Origin of the sequence: Lentzea aerocolonigenes (assembly GCF_000955955.1) — a bacterium.
Classification (GTDB): domain Bacteria; phylum Actinomycetota; class Actinomycetes; order Mycobacteriales; family Pseudonocardiaceae; genus Lentzea; species Lentzea aerocolonigenes_A.
The window spans coordinates 1-17917 of the sequence record NZ_JYJG01000447.1; the positions used below are offsets into that span (position 1 = coordinate 1).

Consider the following 17917-nt stretch of genomic DNA (forward strand, 5'->3'; position numbering starts at 1 on the left):
GTAGTAGGCCGTGGCCCAGCCCGCGACGCCAACGGTCTGGAACGCGGTGCCGAGCCACATGAGCACTGCGCCGATCGTCGCCCAGGTGCTGCCGCGCCTCCGGACCAGGAACATCGTGGCGAGAGCTTGGAACGGCACGTTGAGCACGGCCATGGCAGCGAGACCGGTGAGCAGCGACCACCACAGGTCGCGGCCGGCCGCGATGTCGGCGTACGAGTAGGTTTCGCCGCCTGCCGCCGGTTCGGGCCAGAGCAGTCCGCCGAAGACGGCGGCGACGGAGGTGACGCCCAGGACCGCGGCGAGGAGGGCCACGCGTCCACGGGTGGAGCTCGGCGACTGGGTGAGGGTGTCGACGGACATGGTCTCGGCCTTCCGGTGAGGGTGGTGTCGCTGGTACGTGGTTGCGCGGGTTGATCGCCTCAAGAGAACCCGCGGAGGGGTGTCCGGCACATCGGTACCGGCTCGGGGCCTCACCTCCGTGCCGGCACGGAGGCCAAGCCGCCGCACCGGCCTTACCCTGGGCCGATGAGGTCGCTGGGACTGGTTCTGCTGGGTGTCGCCGTCGTCCTGACGGCCGGTGCCGGCTGGCTGCGGCCGAGTCTCGCGTTCGCGGGTCTGGCGACCCTCGGACTGGCCGTGGCGGCACTCGGCGTGGTGATCACGTTCCGGGTGCGGGCGAACCCCGTCGGCGCGCTGCTCGCGTGGGCCGGGGCGATCGTCGTCTTCCTGGCCGCACGCGACGTCTACTACCGGGTCTGGCTCGACGATCCCACCGCGGTGCCGCTGGATCTCCGCGTGGTCGCGTTCCTCAACGAGAGCGGCTGGTGGCTGCTGGCCGCTGTCGCGCTCCTGCTGCTCCACTTCCCCGACGGCACGCTGCCCAGCCGCCGGTGGAAGCTCGTACCGCCGCTCGTCGTCGTGCTCGCGCTGGCACAGCAGGGTTTCGGGATGGCTCCGCGTGAGCCGTTCACCGAGCCGATGCAGGACCTGCCACACCCCTGGGGACCACCGTCCGATGTGGTCAACGTGCTCAGCTACGCCGTCAACATCGGCCTGGTCGTGGCATTCCTCGCGGCTGGTGTCTCGCTGGTGCTGCGTTTCCGCCGAGCCTCCGATCCGGTGCGGGCACAGCTGAAGTGGCTGGCGTTCGCGGGACTGGCCGCCACCGCGTATCCGGTGGTGTGCCTCGCGGAGATCGTCGTCACCGGACGAAGTGGCGTCGTGGCAACGGTTTTCGGCGTGGTCACCATAATCGCGCTGTTCTGCTCGGTCGGTGTGGCCATGCTGCGCCACGACCTCTACGACGTCGACCGCGTGCTGGCCGACACCATCAGCTACACGATCGTGCTGCTCGTCCTCATCGGGGCGTACGCGCTCGCAGCTCTCACACTCGGCATCGTGGTGGGCCAGGACTCCCCCGCCGCCGCGGCCGGTGCCACCGCCGTGTGCGCCGTGCTGCTCGCGCCGTTGAAGAAACGCCTGCAACGCGTGGTGGACCGGCGCCTCTTCCCGCGCACGAAGGCCGCGCTGCAAGCGATCGAAGACCTGCAACACCGGGTGCACACCCAAGCCGCCCAACCGGAAGAGCTCGAAGAAGCCCTGCGCACGGCGTTGAAGGACCCCACGCTGAGAGTCGGCCTGCTGATCCCCGCGTCCACGGGATTCGTCGACACTCAGGGCGTGCCAGTGGCCGACACCGGACTGGTTCCGATCACCCTCGGCGGCACCCAGATCGGCGTTCTCTCTTCCAGCACGACCACTCCGGCCGTGCTCCGAATCGTCGCCACCGCCGCCGCCAGCCTCGTCGAGGTCTCCAGGCTGCGCGGCGAACTGGCCGCGGCACTGCGCGAGGTCGAGGCCAGCCGTACCCGGCTCGTGCAGGCCGGGGACGCCGAACGCAAACGGCTCGAACGCGACCTGCACGACGGCGCCCAGCAACGACTCGTCTCGCTCGGCATGGCGATGCGACTGGCCCAGCGCCAGCTGCCCACCGGCGACATCGACGTGCACGCGTTGCTGGACCAGGGTGTCGCCGAGCTCGCGACCGCCATCGCCGAACTGCGGCAGATCGCCCACGGCCTGCGCCCGACCAGCCTCGACGACGGCCTGCACAACGCGTTGGCCGCACTGACGAACAAGCTGCCGGTGCCGGTGACGCTGGAGATCATGGACGAACCGCTGGCCGACGACATCACGGTCACCGCCTACTTCGTCGCCGCCGAGGCGATCACCAACGCCGCCAAGCACGCGCGGGCCAGCGCGATCACGGTTCGGGTCACTCAACAGGAAGACGCGGTGAACGTGGTGGTGAAGGACGACGGCTGCGGCGGCGCCGACCCGCGCGCGGGCGGAGGGCTCGCCGGGCTGGCCGACCGCGTTGCCGCGCTGGGAGGTTCGCTGCGACTGCACAGCAAGCCCGGACTCGGCACGACGATCCAGGCGGTGCTGCCGTGCGCATCGTGATCGGCGAGGACTCGGCGTTGTTCCGCGAAGGCCTCGCGAGCCTGCTTTCCCACGCCGGCCACGACATCGTGGGCCGCGCCGCTGACGCGAACACGCTCGTCGCCGTGGTGGCACAAGCACAACCCGACCTGGCCATCGTCGACGTGCGGATGCCGCCGGGTCTGGCCGACGACGGCGCCCGAGCCGCCCGCAAGATCCGCACAGCGCAGCCCGAGGTCGCGATTCTCCTGCTCTCCCAGCACATCGAGACCCGGCACTCCGTCGAACTCGTCAGCCAGGGCGGCTTCGGCTACCTGCTCAAGGACCGCGTGCTCGACGTCGACGAGTTCCTGGAGTCGATCGCCCGCGTCGCCGCGGGAGGGTCCGCACTGGATCCGGAAGTGGTGGGCAGGCTGCTCGGCCGCCCGGCCACCTCGGCGCTCACCCCTCGGGAACGCGAGGTGCTCGGGCTCATGGCCGAGGGCTGCACGAACGTCGCGATCGCGCGTCGGCTCTTCCTCACCGAGCGCACGGTCGAGACCCACGTCGGCAACATCATGGCCAAGCTCGGCCTCGAGACCAACGTCGAGGAGCACCGCCGAGTCCTCGCGGTGCTGACCTACCTGGCCGAGTTCAGCTAGATCAGGTCGGCGAGCAACGCCGCCACACGGGAGGCACCATCGGACTCGACCGGCCGGTAGCCGGCCTCGCGCCCGATCTCCTCGGCCATCGCGGCGGCCAGCACCTCCCGATCCACCACCTCCTCGTAGGTCGTGCACCGGCCCGCTCCATACCGTTCGAGCCGGTGCCGGACGTGGATGTTCTGCTCGAAGTGGTTTCGCAACGGCATGTAGATGAACGGGCGCCGGGCCGCGGTCAGCTCCATGCACGTGGTCAGCCCGCCCTGCACCACCGCCAGGTCGCAGGCGCCGAGGTAGCGGTGCAGGTCCGGCAGATAGCCGCGCACTTCCACGTCCCGGTCGTGGACGAGCGACGACGGATCGATGCGCGGCCCGGTGACGACGAGGAATCTCAAGCCGGGAACCAGCTCGCGGGCAACGGGCACCGCGTCGAGCACCCGGCGCAGCAGCGACTCCCCCACACCCGAGCCACCGACCGTGACCACGCACAGCTTGTCGTCCGGCCGGACCCCGATCCGGCGCCGCAACGCCTCGCGCTCGCCGTCGTCCGGCGGGTCGAATCCCGTGACGTAGCCGGAGAAGTCGAAGTTCTCCAGAGTCCACTCGCGGATCGACGGCAGACCGGGGCCGAACGGCTGCGACACCACGTCGTCCGGGTCGCCGACGAACACCGACCTGTCCCGCACCCGGCGCAACCGGGCCCGTTGCTCGATCATCTCCAGGTTGTAGTCGGCGGTCAGGCGTTCCTCGCGCGCGCCGCCGCCGGGCATCGGGAGCCAGCCGACGAAGTCCGTCAGCCATGCGAACGCACTCCGCTTCAGCCGCGGGTTCTCGTGCAGGAAGTGGTCGACCTCCCACGCCTCGTCGCCGATGACCAGGTCGTACCCCTCGACGGCCTCGTCGAACACCATGAAGTTGTGCACCAGCAACGCGTCCAGGCGGCGGAACGTCTCGAACACGTGCAGGTCGTGCTCGCCCGCGTCGTCCTCGATGTGCGCCGACTCGGTGGCGAGCCACGCCGACGCCGGGTGGATCCGCTCGCCCGCCCGGCCGAGCATCTCGGTGACCGGGTGCTGGGCGAGCCAGTCGATCTGCAGGTCCGGCCGCAGCTTGCGCAGCTCGGACGCGATGGCCAGGTCGCGCCGGGCGTGACCGAGACCGATCGGCGAGCTCAGGTACAACGCGCGCGGCGACCTGCTGATCGGCCTGGAGTCGACCACCTTCCGCACCTCGGGGTGCACGCGGCCGACGAACTCCTTGATCAGCAGGTTGACCCGCACCGGGTCGCGCGCGTGCACACCGTGCCCGGAGCCCTCGACGAGCACCAGCGAACCGCCGGTCAGCTCGGCGAGACGTTCCCCGATCGCGTGCGGGCGAACCCGGTCGCCGGTTCCGTGGATCACCAGCACCGGGCAGCGAACCGCGCGACAGCTGTCCTCAATGGACTCGGAAGCGAGCCTCCCGTCCGTGGTGGCGGCCAGCGTGGCGGGCGAGATCTGGCGCGCCCACCGCACGCCGTCCTCGATCTGCTTGGTGGAGTGCGGTTCGGGGAACATCCTCGCGAAGAACCAGTCGACGAACTCGTCATAGCCGCCGTTCAGCCAGTGCCGCCGGTTGTACTGGATCCCGCCCTCTGCCGACTCCCAGGCCTGCTTCTCCTGAGCCAGCGAACCGATGAGCGAAGCGCTGGCCGGTGCGATGGCGACGATGCCGGTGACGCGGTCCGGGTGGTGCGCTGCCGTGAGCACCGACCACGCATCCCCGCGGGACAACGACACCAGCACAGCGCTACTGGTTCCGGTGGCGTCCATGACCGCGACGGTGTCCGCCGCGTATTCTCTGTCCACATAGGACTCACCGCCAGCCGGACGACTTGAGTCACCGCAGCCGCGGCCGTCGAACGTGACCACCCTGAAGTGTCGCGCGAGGTACGGCACCTGCGCCTTCCAGTGCAGCGACGGCACGATCGACCACGTCGGCATGAGCAGAACCGTTGGCCTGCCGGGGTTCTCGTAGACCCGGAACGCGAGCCGCACCCCGGCCCGCACGGCGAACCCGGTCTCGTCCGCCTCGCGGACCGGGCGCGGCTCGGCTGTCACGGCCGGACTTCGAGGACCTGGTTGAACGGCGTCGCGGCCACCCCGGCGAACCGGGTGAACCCGCCCGCGACCGCCACGTCGCGGATGCGCGCGGGCCCGGCCTGCGTGCCCAGCGCGAGCCCGACGTCCTGCGACAGCGAGGCAGGCGTGCACAGCAGCGTCGAGAAGCCGTAGTAGGTGCGGCCCACGGGGTTGAGGTTGTCCTCGACGTGATCCCCTGCCATCGGCTCGACGATCATCCACGTGCCGTCGGCCGCCACCGCGTCCCTGACGTGCCGTGCGGCGCCGACCGGGTCGCCCATGTCGTGCAGGCAGTCGAACATGGTCACGAGGTCGTAGCCGGTGCCGCCGAAGTCCGCGGCGGACGCCACCTCGAACGTCACGCGGTCACCGACCCCGGCGGCCGCCGCCCGTTCGCGCGCCACCCGGATCGACTCGGGGTGGTAGTCGGATCCGGTGAAGGCCGAGTTCGGGAACGCCTGAGCCATCAGGATCGTTGATGCCCCGTGCCCGCAGCCGACGTCCGCGACCCTGGCACCGGCGCGCAGCTTCGCGGTCACGCCGTCCAGTGCGGGCAGCCAGCTCTCGATCAGGTTGGCCTCGTAGTTGGGCCGGAAGAACCGCTCGCAGCCCACGTGCACGTCCGTGTTGTGCTCGTGCCAGCCGACACCGGACCCGCTGCGGGCCGCGTCGAGCACGCGCCCGGCGTCGTGCACGGTGCCCAGCGCGATCTGGAACATGCCGGGCAGGAACGCGGGGCTGTTCTCCACCGTCAACGCCACCGCGTGCTCGAGCGGCAGCGCATACCTGCTGGTCGTGGGGTCGTACGTCACGTATCCGCCGGCGGCCTGGGCGTTGAGCCATTCGCGCACGTACGGCTCCGCGGTGCCGCTGCGGTCGGCCAGCTCGGCGGCGCTGATCGGCTCGCCGGACGCCATCGCGCGGTAGTAGCCGAGTTTGTCGCCCATGACGACGAGCGCGGCGTTCAGCGTGGCCCCCACCTCGTCGACCGCACGGAACACGAACTGCATCAGCTTGTCGGTGTCGACCTCGGGTCTTGTCGTGGTCATCTGCCCTGCCCTCCTGTGAGGGTCGGAACGTATGAGCGGCAACAGGTCAGTCGCATCAGGTGCCCCACCTAGGACCGAGGCTCTGCTTACACTCCCCGATGTGCTGATGGGACGCGAGTCCGAGCGTCGACAGATCGAGCGGCTCGTCGCGAGCGCGCGGATCGGGCACGGTGGCGTCCTCGCGCTCACCGGCGAGCCCGGCGTCGGGAAGACCGCGTTGCTGCGCCAGGCAGCCGAGAACGCCACCGGCATGACCGTGTTGTGGGCGGCCGGCAGCGAACCCGAGCGGGAGATTCCCTTCGGAGCACTGCACCAGGTCCTGCGGCCCGCGCTGGACCGCGTGGACGAGATCCCGGCGCCCCAGGCACAAGCGCTGTCCGTGGCACTCGCGTTGCGCCCGGGAACCGCGGGTGACCGGTTCGCCGTCGGAGCCGCCACGCTGAGCCTGCTCTGCCGGTTCGCCGAAGAACGCCCGGTCGCGGTGCTGCTGGACGACCTGCACCTGTTCGACCGGCCGTCCGCCGACGCGCTGGCGTTCGCGGCCCGCAGGCTGGTGGCCGATCCGATCGTCCTGCTGGCGACCACCCGGGACGCCGATCCTGGGCTGCCCGCACTACCGTTGTCCGGCATCGATCTCGCCGCCGCTGGAGAGCTGGTCTCCAGCCGCACCAACGGGACCGTCTCGCCTGATCACATCGCACGCCTCCACACGGCCACCGCGGGGAACCCGCTCGCGCTGATCGAACTGGCCGCGCACCGGCTCGGCCACGTCTCTCCCGAAACTCCGCTGCCCGTGTCCGCGACGCTCGCCGGCGAGTTCGCCGCACAGGCGCGGTCGCTCAGCGAAGCCGGACGCGCGGCGCTGACCGTGGCATCGGTGGCGGGCAACGATCTGCGCGTGGCCGCCGGGGCGTGCGGGCTGCTGGACATCCACGTCGACGCGCTGGCCGAGGCGGAGAACGCCGAGCTCCTGCAGATCACCGATGACCGCGTCGAGTTCCGTCATCCGCTGATCCGCGCGGCGGTCTACGGCGATGCCACTCCCCAGCGCAGACGGGCGATCCACCGCGCCGTCGCGGACACGTTCGGCCCGCGCGACCCCGACCGGCACGCCTGGCACCTCGCCGAGGCGACGCTGGGACCGGACGCCCGCGTCGCCGATCTTCTCGTCCAGGCGGCCGTGCGGGCACACGGACGAAGTGCGCACGAAGTCGCCGCCGCCGCGTACGAACGGGCCGCGCGGCTGAGCCCGGACGTCGAACGGCACGGTGAGCTGTGCGTGGCGGCGGCGGAGTCGGCGTGGCTGGCCGGTACCACCTCGCGCGCCATCGCGTTGCTCGACGAGGCCGGCCGGGACGACGCCCTCGAACTGCGCGGCGCGATCGCGGCCCGCACCGGCTCGCTCACCGAAGCACGCGACCTCAGCCGCGCGGCCGCCCGGCGCACGAGCAACGCGGACGAAGGCGTCGTGCTGCTGGCCGACGCGGTGAACGCCTGCTTCTACCTCGGCGACACCACGACCGGGGTCTCGCTGGCGCAGGAGATCGAACAGCTGCTCGACCGCGTCACCACGCCGCGGGCGCGGGGACTCGGCCAGATGGCGGCGGGCTGTGCGCGAATCCTCGCCAACCGCGGCGGTGCCGGCCAGATCCGCACCGCCGTCGACCTGCTCGCCGCCTCCGGTCTGCCGCACGCGGACCGGAACCGGCTGTCGTGGCTGATGATCGGCCCGATGTTCCTGCGCGACGCGTCCTCGGGAGCCGAGCTGCGGCGCATCGTCGGCGAGGTGCGGGCGGAAGCGGCTGTGGGGACGTTGCCGTCGTTGCTGTTCCACGTCGCCAGGGACGAGGCCACCACCAACCAGTGGGTCCGCGCCGAGGCGACCTACGACGAGGCGGCCCGGCTCGCGCGTGAGACCGGGCAGGAGACCGACCTCGCGATGAGCCTGGCCGGGCTGGCGTGGCTGCGGGCCCGGCTCGGCGACGAGGAGCAGTGCCGCGGGCTCGTCGCCGAAGCACTGCCGATCTGCCGCACCCGTGACATCCACATCGGCCGCGTGTGGTCGCTGTTCGCCTTGGGAGAGCTCGAGCTCGGCCTGGGCAACGCGCGGAAGGCCCTGGCACAGCTGGAAGAACTGGCCGCACTGCTGAACGAGCTCCAGCTGACCGATCCCGATCTGTCCCCCGCGCCCGAACTGACCGACGCGCTGGTGAGGCTGGGCAGACACGAGGACGCCCACGAGATCGCCCGCCGCTACCGGAACGAGGCAACCGCGAAGGGCCAGCCGTGGGCGATGGCACGGGCCGAGCGCGCGATCGGCATGCTCAGCACGGACATCGACGAGCATTTCGAGGCGTCGCTGGAGTTCCACGCGAGGACGCTGGACGACTTCGAGACCGCGCGCACCCGGCTCGCCTACGGTGCCCGCCTGCGCCGCGCCCGGCGGCGGGTCGACGCCCGGCCGCACCTGCACGCCGCGCTCGAGACGTTCGAGAACCTGCGCGCGGTCCGCTGGGCCGACCTCGCCGCGATCGAACTGGGCGCCACCGGCGAGACGATCCAGCGCCGCGCACCGGGTGAAACCCTTACGCCGCAGGAGTTGCAGGTGTCGTTGCTGCTCGCGGAGGGCAAGACCACCCGCGAGGTCGCCGCGGCGTTGTTCCTGAGCCCCAAGACCATCGAGTACCACCTGCGCAAGGTGTACACGAAGCTCGGCATCAGCTCACGCGCCGAACTGGCCGCCCGCCTGCCCTGACCCGGCCCAGGCGAACCCGTCGGGGTCGGTGAACTGCGCGGCACCGTTCACGACGATCCGGTGCGACCCGGAGCCCTCCGGCGCCACCCCGGCGTCCTTGGCGAGAGCACGCCGCCGGTACAGCCCCAGCTTCACGTCACCGGCCGAGGCGAACTCGACGTACATGCGGCCGAAGCTCTTCGCGACGGTGAAGCCCTGGTCGAGGTAGCACTTCCTGCTCGCACCCACGTCGGTGGCACCGATCAGGAGCACGATCGAGTCGATCCGCCCGGTGGCCGGGCCGGTGTCCTTCTTCGCCGACGTCGCGACCTTCCAGATCGCGCCGTCCGGAGCCTGCACCACGCCGCCGTAGCCCCACATGGACTTCGCGGCGGGCTTCAGCACGGTCGCACCGGCGTCCACAGCGGACCCGATCAGCGCGTCGACGTCGGCGGGCTGCGACACCGTGAGGGACAGGGTGTAACCGCGGAAACCGGTGGTCGGTTCCTGGGCCTCGCGCAGCCGGAGGCGGGAGCCGAGGCCGAAAGCCTTGGCGTAGAAGCGTTCCGCGGCGGCGAGGTCGGAGACTTCGAGGGTGATGGCGTCGATTGAGGTCATGCCGGAAACGTTAGGCGCCGGGCCGCGCCCGATGCTTCTTGATTCCTGACCGCTCACGCCGCCCTCCCCGTTCGTGGCTCGCGCGTAGCCCGACCAGGTGAATCCGGCACCGAGGATCCGCTCCGCCGCTACCCGCAGTGGCCCAAAGCGGGTAAGGGTGTACGCCATGGAGAGGCGTCAGGCGGTACTCGGATCGGCCGCGTTCTTCGTGCTGGCACCCGGCGGCGTGGCCGGGCTCGTGCCGTGGCTGCTGACCCGGTGGCGGGTGGAGCCGTTCTGGCCACCGCTGCGGATCGCCGGAGCGGTCCTGCTGGTGGCCGCGCTCGCGGTGCTGATCTCCTCGTTCGCGCGGTTCGCGGCGGAGGGCCTGGGCACGCCGGCACCTGTCGCACCGCCGGACCGCCTTGTGGTGGGCGGGTTCTACCGCTACGTCCGCAACCCGATGTACCTCGCCGTGCTGTCGCTGATCATCGGCCAGGCGCTCGTGCTGGGACAGCTGATCCTGCTCGCCTACGCCGCCGTGGTGACGGCCGCGTTCACGGCGATGGTGCACTGGCACGAGGAACCGGCTCTGCACCGCCAGTTCGGTGATCAGTACGACACGTACCGCGCCGCCGTGCCCGGCTGGCTGCCGCGCCTGCGGCCGTGGGCGTCCGGCTGAAAGCTAACCGCTGACCGTCACCGGACGGTGTGGCCTCCAGCGCAGGTGGACGTCGCGGTCCGGTTCGCCCGCCCGCAGCAACGACAACCGCGGCCTGATGGCGTCGGTGCGCGCGGACGGCGGTTTGCGGCTGCCCGCCCGGAACTGCACGGGCCACTCGGCGCGGTGGTCCTGTTCCGCAGCCGCGTGAAGCGTCCAGTGCGGATCGTAGAGATGGGTACGTCCGATGGCGCACAGGTCGGCGCGGCCGGCCAGCAGGATCGAGTTGACGTCGTCGTAGGAGGCGATGGCACCGACCGCGATGACGGCCGCGCCGGTGACCTCGTGGCGGATCCGGTCGGCGAACGGGGTCTGGTAGCTGCGGCCGTACGCCGGGCGCTCGTCCGCGGTGACCTGACCGGTGGAGACGTCGATCGCGTTGGCGCCATGGGCGACGAACGCTCGAGCGATCTCCACGGCGTCGTGCTCGGTGTTGCCGTCGGGAGCCCAGTCGGTCGCGGAGATGCGCACGATCATCGGCCGCTCGGCCGGCCACACCGCGCGCACGGCGTCGAACACCTCCAACGGGTACCGCAACCGGTTCGCCAGCGGGCCGCCGTACTCGTCGGTCCGCTGGTTCGCGATCGGCGAGAGGAACGACGACAGCAGGTAGCCGTGCGCGCAGTGCAGTTCGAGCAGGTCGAAGCCGGCCGCGGCACCACGTTCCGCCGCTGCGACGAACTCGGCGGTGATCCGGTCCATCTCGTCGCGGCCGATCTCGCGCGGTACGGGCGAACCCGGTCCGTACGGCAGCGGCGACGGCCCGACCGTCTCCCAGTTCCCGGAGGGCAGCGGTTCGTCCATGCCCTCCCACATCAGCCGGGTCGAGCCCTTGCGGCCGGAGTGGCCGACCTGCAGGCCGATCCGGGCGGTGCTCCGCGCGTGCACGAACTCCACGATCCGAGCCCACGAGTCGCGTTGCTCGTCGTTCCACAAACCGGTGCAGCCCGGCGTGATGCGGCCTTCCGGCGAGACGCACACCATCTCGGTCATCACCAGTCCCGCGCCGCCCATCGCCTTGGAGCCCAGGTGCACCAGGTGGAAGTCGCCCGGCACACCGTCGACCGCGGAGTACATGTCCATCGGCGAGACGATCACCCGGTTCTTCAGCTCCAGCTCCCCCAGGCGGAACGGCTGGAACATCGCCGGAGCGGAGCCTGGAAGTCCTTGGGAGGCGGCGAAAGCGGCGTCGACGCGGTCGGCGAACTCCGAGTCGCGGGTGCGGAGGTTGTCGTAGGTGATGCGGCGAGACCGGGTCAGCAGGTTGAAGCAGAACCGGGTCGGCTCCTGCTCCGCGTACATGCCGATGTTCTCGAACCACTCCAGCGACGCCTGCGCGGCCCGCTGCGTCGACTCGACGACCGGCCGGCGTTCGGCTTCGTAGGCCTTCAGCGCGGTCTGGACGTCGGCGTGTTCGTGCAGGCAGGCGGCGAGGGCGAGCGAGTCCTCCATCGCGAGCTTGGTGCCGGAGCCGATCGAGAAGTGCGCGGTGTGGGCGGCGTCGCCGACGAGCACGAGGTTGCCGTGCGACCAGCGCTCGTTGCGCACGGTCGTGAAGCTGAGCCACTTCGAGTTGTTGGCGAACACCTGATGTCCGGCCAGTTCCTCGGCGAACAGCTCCCGGATCCGCTCCACGGCCCGTTCGTCGGAGACACCCGGCGGGAACTCCTCGGCGGTGTCGAAACCGGCCCGGCGCCACACGTCCTCGTGCATCTCGACGATGAACGTGGAACCGTTGTCGGAGTAGGGATAGCCGTGGACCTGCATGGTCCCCCACGGCGTGTCCTTGATGAAGAACTGGAACGCCTCGAACACCAGGTCCGTGCCGAGCCACATGTACTTGTTGTGCCGCCGATCCAGCTTCGGCCCGAACACGTCCGAAAAGGACTGCCGGATCAGCGAGTTGACGCCGTCCGCGCCGACCACGAGGTCGTGGGAGCCGCGCAGGAGTTCGGCATCGGGCGCGGGCGTCGAGAAGTGCACCACCACGCCGAGATCGCGGCACCGCTGCTGCAACAGGCCGAGCAGCTCCTTGCGGCTCATCGCGGCGAACCCCTGTCCGCCAACGGTGTGGCTCTCACCCCGGTAGTGGATGTCGATGTCCGTCCACCGGGCGAACCGGCGGGCCATCGTGTCCGCGAACTCCGGATCGGCGTTCTCGATGCCGCCGAGCGTCTCGTCGGAGAACACCACGCCGAACCCGAACGTGACGTCCGCGGCGTCGCGTTCCCAGATGGTGACGTCGTGCGCCGGGTCGAGCTGCTTCATCAGCGCGGCGAAGTAGAGCCCACCGGGCCCGCCGCCGACGACAGCGATCTTCTTGGTCGCGACCTTCACGCGTGCACCTCGTCCTCGACGATCTTGCGGAGCGCGAACCGCTGCAGCTTGCCGCTCGCGTTGCGCGGCAACGAGGTGCGGAACCGCACGTCGCGCGGGTACTTGTACGGAGCGATCGTCCGCTTCACGTGATCCTGGATCTCGCGCGCTTTCGCCTCGTCACCTTCCACGCCCTCGCGCAGCACCACGAACGCGCACACGACCGAGCCGCGTTCCTCGTCGGGCTTGGCGACGACGGCAGACTCCAGCACGTCCGGGTGGGTGTCGATGGCCTCTTCGACCTCGGGTCCGCCGATGTTGTAGCCGGAGGAGACGATCATGTGGTCGCTGCGGGCGTGGTAGTGGAAGTAGCCGTCCTCGTCGCGGTGGAAGACGTCGCCGGTGACGTTCCAGCCGCTCACCACGTAGTCCTTCTGACGCGCGTCGTCGAGGTAGCGGCAGCCGACCGGGCCGATCACGCCGAGCCGTCCAGGAACGCCCGGGCCGAGCTCCTCGCCGTCGAGGCCGAGCACGGTGGCGCGGTAGCCCGGCACCGGCTTGCCCGTGGAGCCGGGACGGATGTCATCCCCGGCCGCGGAGATGAAGATGTGCAACAACTCCGTGGCGCCGATGCCGTCGATCACCCGCAACCCCAGCCGGTCGCGCAGCCGCTGCCACGTCTCCCGCGGGATGTGCTCACCTGCCGACACGGCGGTCCTGAGGCCGCTGAGCTTCCCGTCCAGGCCGTCTCGCAGGATCGCCTTGTACGCCGTGGGTGCCGTCGCCAGCACCGTGACTCCGTGCTGTTCAACGAGATCCGCGACCTGCGCGGGCGTGGCGGACTCGGTGAGCAGAGCACAAGCTCCAGCCCGCAGGGGGAAGACCACGAGCATGCCCAGACCGAACGTGAACGCGAACGGCGCCGTGCACGCCACCAGATCGTCCTGCGTGAGCCGCAGGACGTGCCGGCCGAAGGTGTTGTCGATGGACAGGACATCGCGGTGGAAGTGCACGGTGATCTTGGGCGTGCCGGTGCTGCCGGACGTCGGCGCCAGCAGTGCCACGTCGTCGGCAGCGGTGTCGACGGCGGTGAACTCCTCCGGCTTCGCCGCGGCGCGCGCCGCGAGGTCCTGGTACGTCACCACTTCCAGCGGCAGCGCTCGAGCGTCCTCGACGAACCTGTCGTCCACCAGCGCGATCGACGGCCGGGTCCGCTCCACGACCGGCATGAGCTCGCGGGTGCGCAGCGCTGCCATGGTCGTCACCACGACACCGCCGGCCTTGAGCACGCCGAGCCACGCGGCGACCGTCCACGGGTTGTTGGGCGAGCGCAGCAGAACCCGTTGCCCGGGAACGAGACCGAGGTCGACCAGCACCTGCGCCACCTGGTTGGAGCGGGCACGCAGCTCGCCGTAGGACCAGACCTCGCCGGCCGGAGTGCGCAACGCCGGACGGTCAGGTCCGAAAGTGGTCGCCGGGACGTCGACCAGCTGGGTGGCGGCGTTGAGGCGCTCGGGGTAGCTCAGCTCGGGCGTCGTGAACTCGATCGTCGGCCACAAGCCCTCTGGCGGAAGGTGGTCACGTGCGAAGGTGTCCGCGTGGGCGGAGGGAGATGGGGGTGACGAAGGATTCGGCATGGTGAGTCCTTCCGGGGGCGGCGGGGTCAAGCGGCGCGGATCATGCCCTCCTGGGCAACGGTGGCGAGGTGCTGCTGATCGCGGGTGAAGAAGCGGCCGGAACCCAGGCCACGTCCCGAATCCGCGGCGACCGCCTCCTGCACGTACAGCAGCCAGTCGTCGACCGGCGCCGCGCGGTGGAACCACATCGAGTGGTCGAGGCTCGCGGTGACCAGTCCCGGCTGGGCCCACGGCAGGCCGAGCACCCGCAGGATCGGCTCGAGGATCGTGTAGTCGCACATGTACGCCAGCGCCGCGAGGTCGCGCTGGGCGTCGGTCAGGCCGTCGACAGGGCGCAGCGGGTCGAACGGCTTGATCCACACCGCCTGGTGCGGCACCTTCTCGCCCTCGACCGCGAGGTAGACCGGGCCGGGCACGTGCCGCATGTCGAAGCTGCGGCCACCGGACCAGTAGGCCTTCGACTCGTCGGTCATCGTGCCGCCGCTGCGTCCGGCGAGGTACTCCGCCGAACTGGGCAGCTCCTCCGGTCCGGACAGGCCTTCGACTTCGGCCTGAAAACTGCCACCGGGCTCGCCGGCCGCGAAGTTCGCCAGGCACACGTAGAGCGGCTTGCCGTTCTGGTACCCGCGGACCTGCCGCGTGCTGTAGCCCCGGCCGTCGCGCAACAACTCCACCTCGTACCGCACGGCGGCACCGATGTCGGCCGGGCGCAGGAAGTAGCTGTGCATCGAGTGCAGTGTCTTGCCGTCGGTCACCGACCGCATCGCGGCGGCCGCAGCGGCCGCGACGAGGTCTCCCCCGTACGCCTTGGGCCACGGGCAAGGCTGTGTGACCGCCGTGAACGCCAGGTCGAAGTGCTCGGGATCGGCCTTCTCCAGCGTGATCGCGGCCGTGAAGATCCCCGAGGTCATCGCCGCGGTCATCGCGTCAGCCAGTCGCGCAGGTCCTCGTCCGGGACGTCCTGGAGGTTCACCACGATGTTCTCCGGCGTCCGCGTCGTCATCCACGTCAGCGGGTTGTTGCGGTCGAGGTTGCACTCGATGTGCGGCATGAACGGCGGAACGAACACCCAGTCGCCCTCCTCCATGTCGACGTAGTCCTCGAACTTCTCGCCGAAGTAGATCCGTGCCCGCCCGGACAGCACGTATCCACCGGTCTCGGCCTCGCCGTGGTGGTGGGTGACCGAGCGGTAGCCGGGCTCGTTCGTGACCTTGCCGAACCACAGCTTCGTGGCCGGGGTGTGCTGAATGCTCACGCCGGAGATGCGAACAGCGCCGCCGGAGTCGGCGGTGTCCGGGTTCTCCTTGCCGCCGCGCGTCACCACCGGGGCGACCAGGCCGCTGGGCAGCCGGTACATCGAGTTGTCGCCTTCGAGCTGGTACTTGCTCAAGTCGGGCTCCATATCTCGTATTCTTCACGACCGTCAGATAGTGTCAATACTCATGAGCCCTGTCGCAGTGAACCCCGCCAGCCTCCCGGCACCCAGCGGCTACTCCCACGGCACGCTCGCGGGCACCACGCTCCACCTGGGCGGCCAGACCGCCACGGACGCCGAGATGAAGATCGTCCCCGGCGGCATCGTCGAGCAGTTCCGCCAGTCGTTCAGCAACGTGCTGACGACGTTGCGCGAGGCAGGTGGCGTGCCGGAAGACCTGGTCAGCATCACGATCTACCTCACCGACATCCCGGACTACCAGGCGCACGGCCGGGAGATCGGCAAGGTGTGGCGCGAGCTCGCCGGGCCCGTCTACCCGGCGATGGCGGGTATCGGCTGCACCGCGCTGTGGCAGCCGGAAGCCGTGATCGAGATCGTCGGCGTGGCCGTGATCCCCGAGGACCGCCTGGTCACTCCGATTCAGAAGTAGCGTTTTCATGATCAGCGAAATGGGAGCGCGATAGTGAAACTCGCTTCGGTGACGGTCGACGGCGTCCGCCGGGCCGGTGTGGTGGACGGCGCGGAGATCGCCCTCCTGGCCACGACGGTCGACGACATCGTTCGAGGTGGCTCGATCGGCGCGCGCGGCGAGGTGCTGCCGTTGGCCGAGGTGCGGCTGGAGTCGCCGTTGCACCGCTTCAACCGCGACATCCTGTGCACCGGCTGGAACTACCTGGACCACTTCCTGGAGTCGGCCGGGAAACGTTCCGGACAAGGTCCCGCCGAGATGCCGGAACGCCCGGCCTTCTTCACCAAGGGCCCGGACACGGTCATCGGCCCGTCCGACGACATCGCCTACGACCCGGAGATCTCGCAGAAGTGGGACTACGAGGCGGAGATCGCCATGGTCATCGGGCGTGAGGGCCGGTCGATCCCCGAGGAGAAGGCGCTCGACCACGTCTTCGGGTTCCTCGTCGCGAACGACGTCTCGCAGCGCGATCTCCAGCGCGCGCACGGCGGTCAGTGGCTGAAGGGCAAGAGCCTCGACGCCACCATGCCGCTCGGCCCGTGGATCACCACGCCGGACGAGCTCGATCTCGCGGACCTGCAGGTGCAGTGCGAGCTCAACGGCGTGCTGCGGCAGAACGCGTCGAGCTCGCAGATGGCGTTCTCGTTCGCCAGGATCATCGCGGAACTGAGCCACGGCATGACGTTGCGCGCCGGGGACGTGATCCTGACCGGCACGCCGAGCGGCATCGGCAGCGCCCGTGAGCCGCAGATCTTCCTGGGCGACGGCGATGTGGTGGTGACGCGTGTCAGCGGGCTCGGGGAGCTGCGCAACACTGTCACCCTCACGGATCTGAGCTGAAGGAGAGGGCACTGAACGTCGCGCTGACCACGGAACCAGCTGTTGCCGGACGTGATCGTCTCGGCCCGCTGATCGTCACCCTCTTCGGCCTCTACGCGCGCGGCGAGGACAACTGGCTCTCGGTCGCGTCCGTCGTGCAGCTCATGGCGGACCTCGGTGTGGAGGGCCAGGCCGTTCGCTCGTCGATCTCCCGCCTCAAACGCCGTGGTGTGGTGATCAGCGACCGCCGCGACGGCGCCGCCGGGTACGCGCTGGCCGAGCCGACCCTGGAGATGCTCGCCGAGGGCGACGCGCGGATCTTCGAACGCCGCCGCGCGACCACCGAGGACGGCTGGCTCGTCGTCGTGTTCTCGGTGCCCGAGTCCGAACGCGAGAAGCGCCACGCGTTGCGCACCAGCCTCACCCAGCTCGGCTTCGGCACCACCGCGCCCGGCGTGTGGGTCGCGCCGGGCAACCTCGCCACCGAAACCCGCCGCACCCTGGAACGCCGCGGCCTGACCGAGTACGTCGACATCTTCACCGGCCAGCACTTCGCGTTCGGCGACCTGCGCTCGAAGGTCCGGTCGTGGTGGGATCTCGACGAGCTGGCCGACCTGTACGCGGACTTCCTGCGCCGCCACCGCCCGGAGCTCGACATCGGCGTCATCACGCCGAAGCAGGCTTTCGGGCTGTACGTGCCGATGCTGACCCAGTGGCGGCGCCTGCCCTACAGCGATCCGGGGCTCCCGCTGTCGCTGCTGCCGCCGGGGTGGAACGGCGTCACGGCGGAGGCGTTGTTCGAGCAGCTGAACACGACGCTGAGCGCACCGGCTCGTGAGCACGCCCTGGCCGTGCTGCACCAAAGCTGAGGTCAGACCTCGATCGACTCGATGGCGGCGACGGCAAGGGGCGTCGCCGTCTCCACATAGCGCGTGGC

15 protein-coding genes are annotated in these 17917 nt (G+C 70.2%); 7 read left to right on the plus strand and 8 right to left on the minus strand.

Annotated elements, in window-relative coordinates; all coding sequences use genetic code 11:
* The coding region (locus UK23_RS43115; RefSeq protein WP_045317616.1) for a hypothetical protein at window positions 1-360 on the minus strand (360 nt) is incomplete at its 3' end.
* A 165-nt stretch (window positions 361-525) separates the two neighbouring features.
* Here UK23_RS43115 and UK23_RS43120 point away from each other — a divergent pair.
* A complete protein-coding gene (locus UK23_RS43120; RefSeq protein ID WP_045317617.1) occupies window positions 526-2463 on the plus strand; it encodes a sensor histidine kinase in 1938 nt (645 codons plus the stop codon).
* On the plus strand, window positions 2451-3083 hold the full coding sequence (locus UK23_RS43125; protein WP_045317618.1) for a response regulator transcription factor: 633 nt from the start codon (window positions 2451-2453) through the stop codon (window positions 3081-3083). Before UK23_RS43120 ends, UK23_RS43125 begins: the two co-directional genes overlap by 13 nt.
* Here the strand turns inward: UK23_RS43125 and UK23_RS43130 are convergent.
* Window positions 3080-5182: an alpha/beta hydrolase gene (locus UK23_RS43130; protein WP_045317619.1), complete on the minus strand. Its 2103-nt coding sequence runs from the start codon at window positions 5180-5182 to the stop codon at window positions 3080-3082. The two genes, UK23_RS43125 and UK23_RS43130, sit on opposite strands and share 4 nt — an antisense overlap.
* Entirely contained in the window at window positions 5179-6252 is a 1074-nt protein-coding gene (locus UK23_RS43135) for a class I SAM-dependent methyltransferase (RefSeq protein WP_045317620.1), read from the minus strand. The genes UK23_RS43130 and UK23_RS43135 overlap by 4 nt, the downstream gene beginning before the upstream one ends.
* 106 nt (window positions 6253-6358) lie before the next feature.
* Here UK23_RS43135 and UK23_RS43140 point away from each other — a divergent pair, with 106 nt between their 5' ends.
* Window positions 6359-9007, plus strand: a complete 2649-nt coding sequence (locus UK23_RS43140; RefSeq protein WP_231114944.1) for an ATP-binding protein — start codon at window positions 6359-6361, stop codon at window positions 9005-9007.
* On the opposite strand, the gene UK23_RS43145 is transcribed toward UK23_RS43140, so the two are convergent.
* Window positions 8975-9604, minus strand: a complete 630-nt coding sequence (locus UK23_RS43145) for a glyoxalase (protein WP_045317622.1) — start codon at window positions 9602-9604, stop codon at window positions 8975-8977. The genes UK23_RS43140 and UK23_RS43145 overlap by 33 nt on opposite strands.
* A 166-nt stretch (window positions 9605-9770) precedes the next feature.
* Between UK23_RS43145 and UK23_RS43150 the strand changes: the two genes are divergently transcribed.
* Window positions 9771-10265, plus strand: a complete 495-nt coding sequence (locus UK23_RS43150) for a methyltransferase family protein (RefSeq protein WP_045317623.1) — start codon at window positions 9771-9773, stop codon at window positions 10263-10265.
* Between the two features lie 3 nt (window positions 10266-10268).
* Here UK23_RS43150 and UK23_RS43155 read toward each other — a convergent pair whose 3' ends face one another.
* The 4 genes from UK23_RS43155 to UK23_RS43170 are packed head-to-tail and all read right to left on the minus strand — an operon-like array spanning window position 10269 to window position 15659.
* A complete protein-coding gene (locus tag UK23_RS43155; protein WP_082115445.1) occupies window positions 10269-12641 on the minus strand; it encodes a bifunctional salicylyl-CoA 5-hydroxylase/oxidoreductase in 2373 nt (790 codons plus the stop codon).
* Window positions 12638-14257 (minus strand): AMP-binding protein, encoded by a 1620-nt coding sequence (locus UK23_RS43160; protein WP_045317624.1) that lies wholly within the window; start codon window positions 14255-14257, stop codon window positions 12638-12640. The genes UK23_RS43155 and UK23_RS43160 overlap by 4 nt, the downstream gene beginning before the upstream one ends.
* Before the next feature lie 26 nt (window positions 14258-14283).
* Window positions 14284-15180, minus strand: a complete 897-nt coding sequence (locus UK23_RS43165; protein ID WP_045317625.1) for an acyl-CoA thioesterase — start codon at window positions 15178-15180, stop codon at window positions 14284-14286.
* Window positions 15177-15659, minus strand: coding sequence for a cupin domain-containing protein (locus UK23_RS43170; protein WP_045317626.1), 483 nt, complete (start codon window positions 15657-15659; stop codon window positions 15177-15179). The genes UK23_RS43165 and UK23_RS43170 overlap by 4 nt, the downstream gene beginning before the upstream one ends.
* 40 nt (window positions 15660-15699) lie before the next feature.
* On the opposite strand from UK23_RS43170, the gene UK23_RS43175 reads away from it, so the two are divergent.
* The 3 genes from UK23_RS43175 to UK23_RS43185 all read left to right on the plus strand — a co-directional run bounded on the left by UK23_RS43175 (window position 15700) and on the right by UK23_RS43185 (window position 17849).
* A complete protein-coding gene (locus UK23_RS43175) occupies window positions 15700-16122 on the plus strand; it encodes a RidA family protein (RefSeq protein WP_196778141.1) in 423 nt (140 codons plus the stop codon).
* 33 nt (window positions 16123-16155) lie between these two features.
* Complete coding sequence (locus UK23_RS43180; protein ID WP_045317628.1) at window positions 16156-17001, plus strand: fumarylacetoacetate hydrolase family protein; 846 nt, start codon at window positions 16156-16158, stop codon at window positions 16999-17001.
* A 71-nt stretch (window positions 17002-17072) separates the two neighbouring features.
* Complete coding sequence (locus UK23_RS43185; RefSeq protein ID WP_231114945.1) at window positions 17073-17849, plus strand: PaaX family transcriptional regulator C-terminal domain-containing protein; 777 nt, start codon at window positions 17073-17075, stop codon at window positions 17847-17849.
* The last annotated feature ends 68 nt before the right edge of the window (window positions 17850-17917 follow it).

Bases quoted from the DNA above. Each gene is read 5' to 3' on its own strand.
- UK23_RS43160 (WP_045317624.1), bottom strand. From the start codon at position 14,257: ATGCCGAATCCTTCGTCACCCCCATCTCCCTCCGCCCACGCGGACACC.
- UK23_RS43150 (WP_045317623.1), top strand. From the start codon at position 9,771: ATGGAGAGGCGTCAGGCGGTACTCGGATCGGCCGCGTTCTTCGTGCTG.
- UK23_RS43145 (WP_045317622.1), bottom strand. From the start codon at position 9,604: ATGACCTCAATCGACGCCATCACCCTCGAAGTCTCCGACCTCGCCGCC.
- UK23_RS43135 (WP_045317620.1), bottom strand. From the start codon at position 6,252: ATGACCACGACAAGACCCGAGGTCGACACCGACAAGCTGATGCAGTTC.
- UK23_RS43140 (WP_231114944.1), top strand. From the start codon at position 6,359: ATGGGACGCGAGTCCGAGCGTCGACAGATCGAGCGGCTCGTCGCGAGC.
- UK23_RS43170 (WP_045317626.1), bottom strand. From the start codon at position 15,659: ATGGAGCCCGACTTGAGCAAGTACCAGCTCGAAGGCGACAACTCGATG.
- UK23_RS43120 (WP_045317617.1), top strand. From the start codon at position 526: ATGAGGTCGCTGGGACTGGTTCTGCTGGGTGTCGCCGTCGTCCTGACG.
- UK23_RS43165 (WP_045317625.1), bottom strand. From the start codon at position 15,180: ATGACCGCGGCGATGACCTCGGGGATCTTCACGGCCGCGATCACGCTG.
- UK23_RS43175 (WP_196778141.1), top strand. From the start codon at position 15,700: ATGAGCCCTGTCGCAGTGAACCCCGCCAGCCTCCCGGCACCCAGCGGC.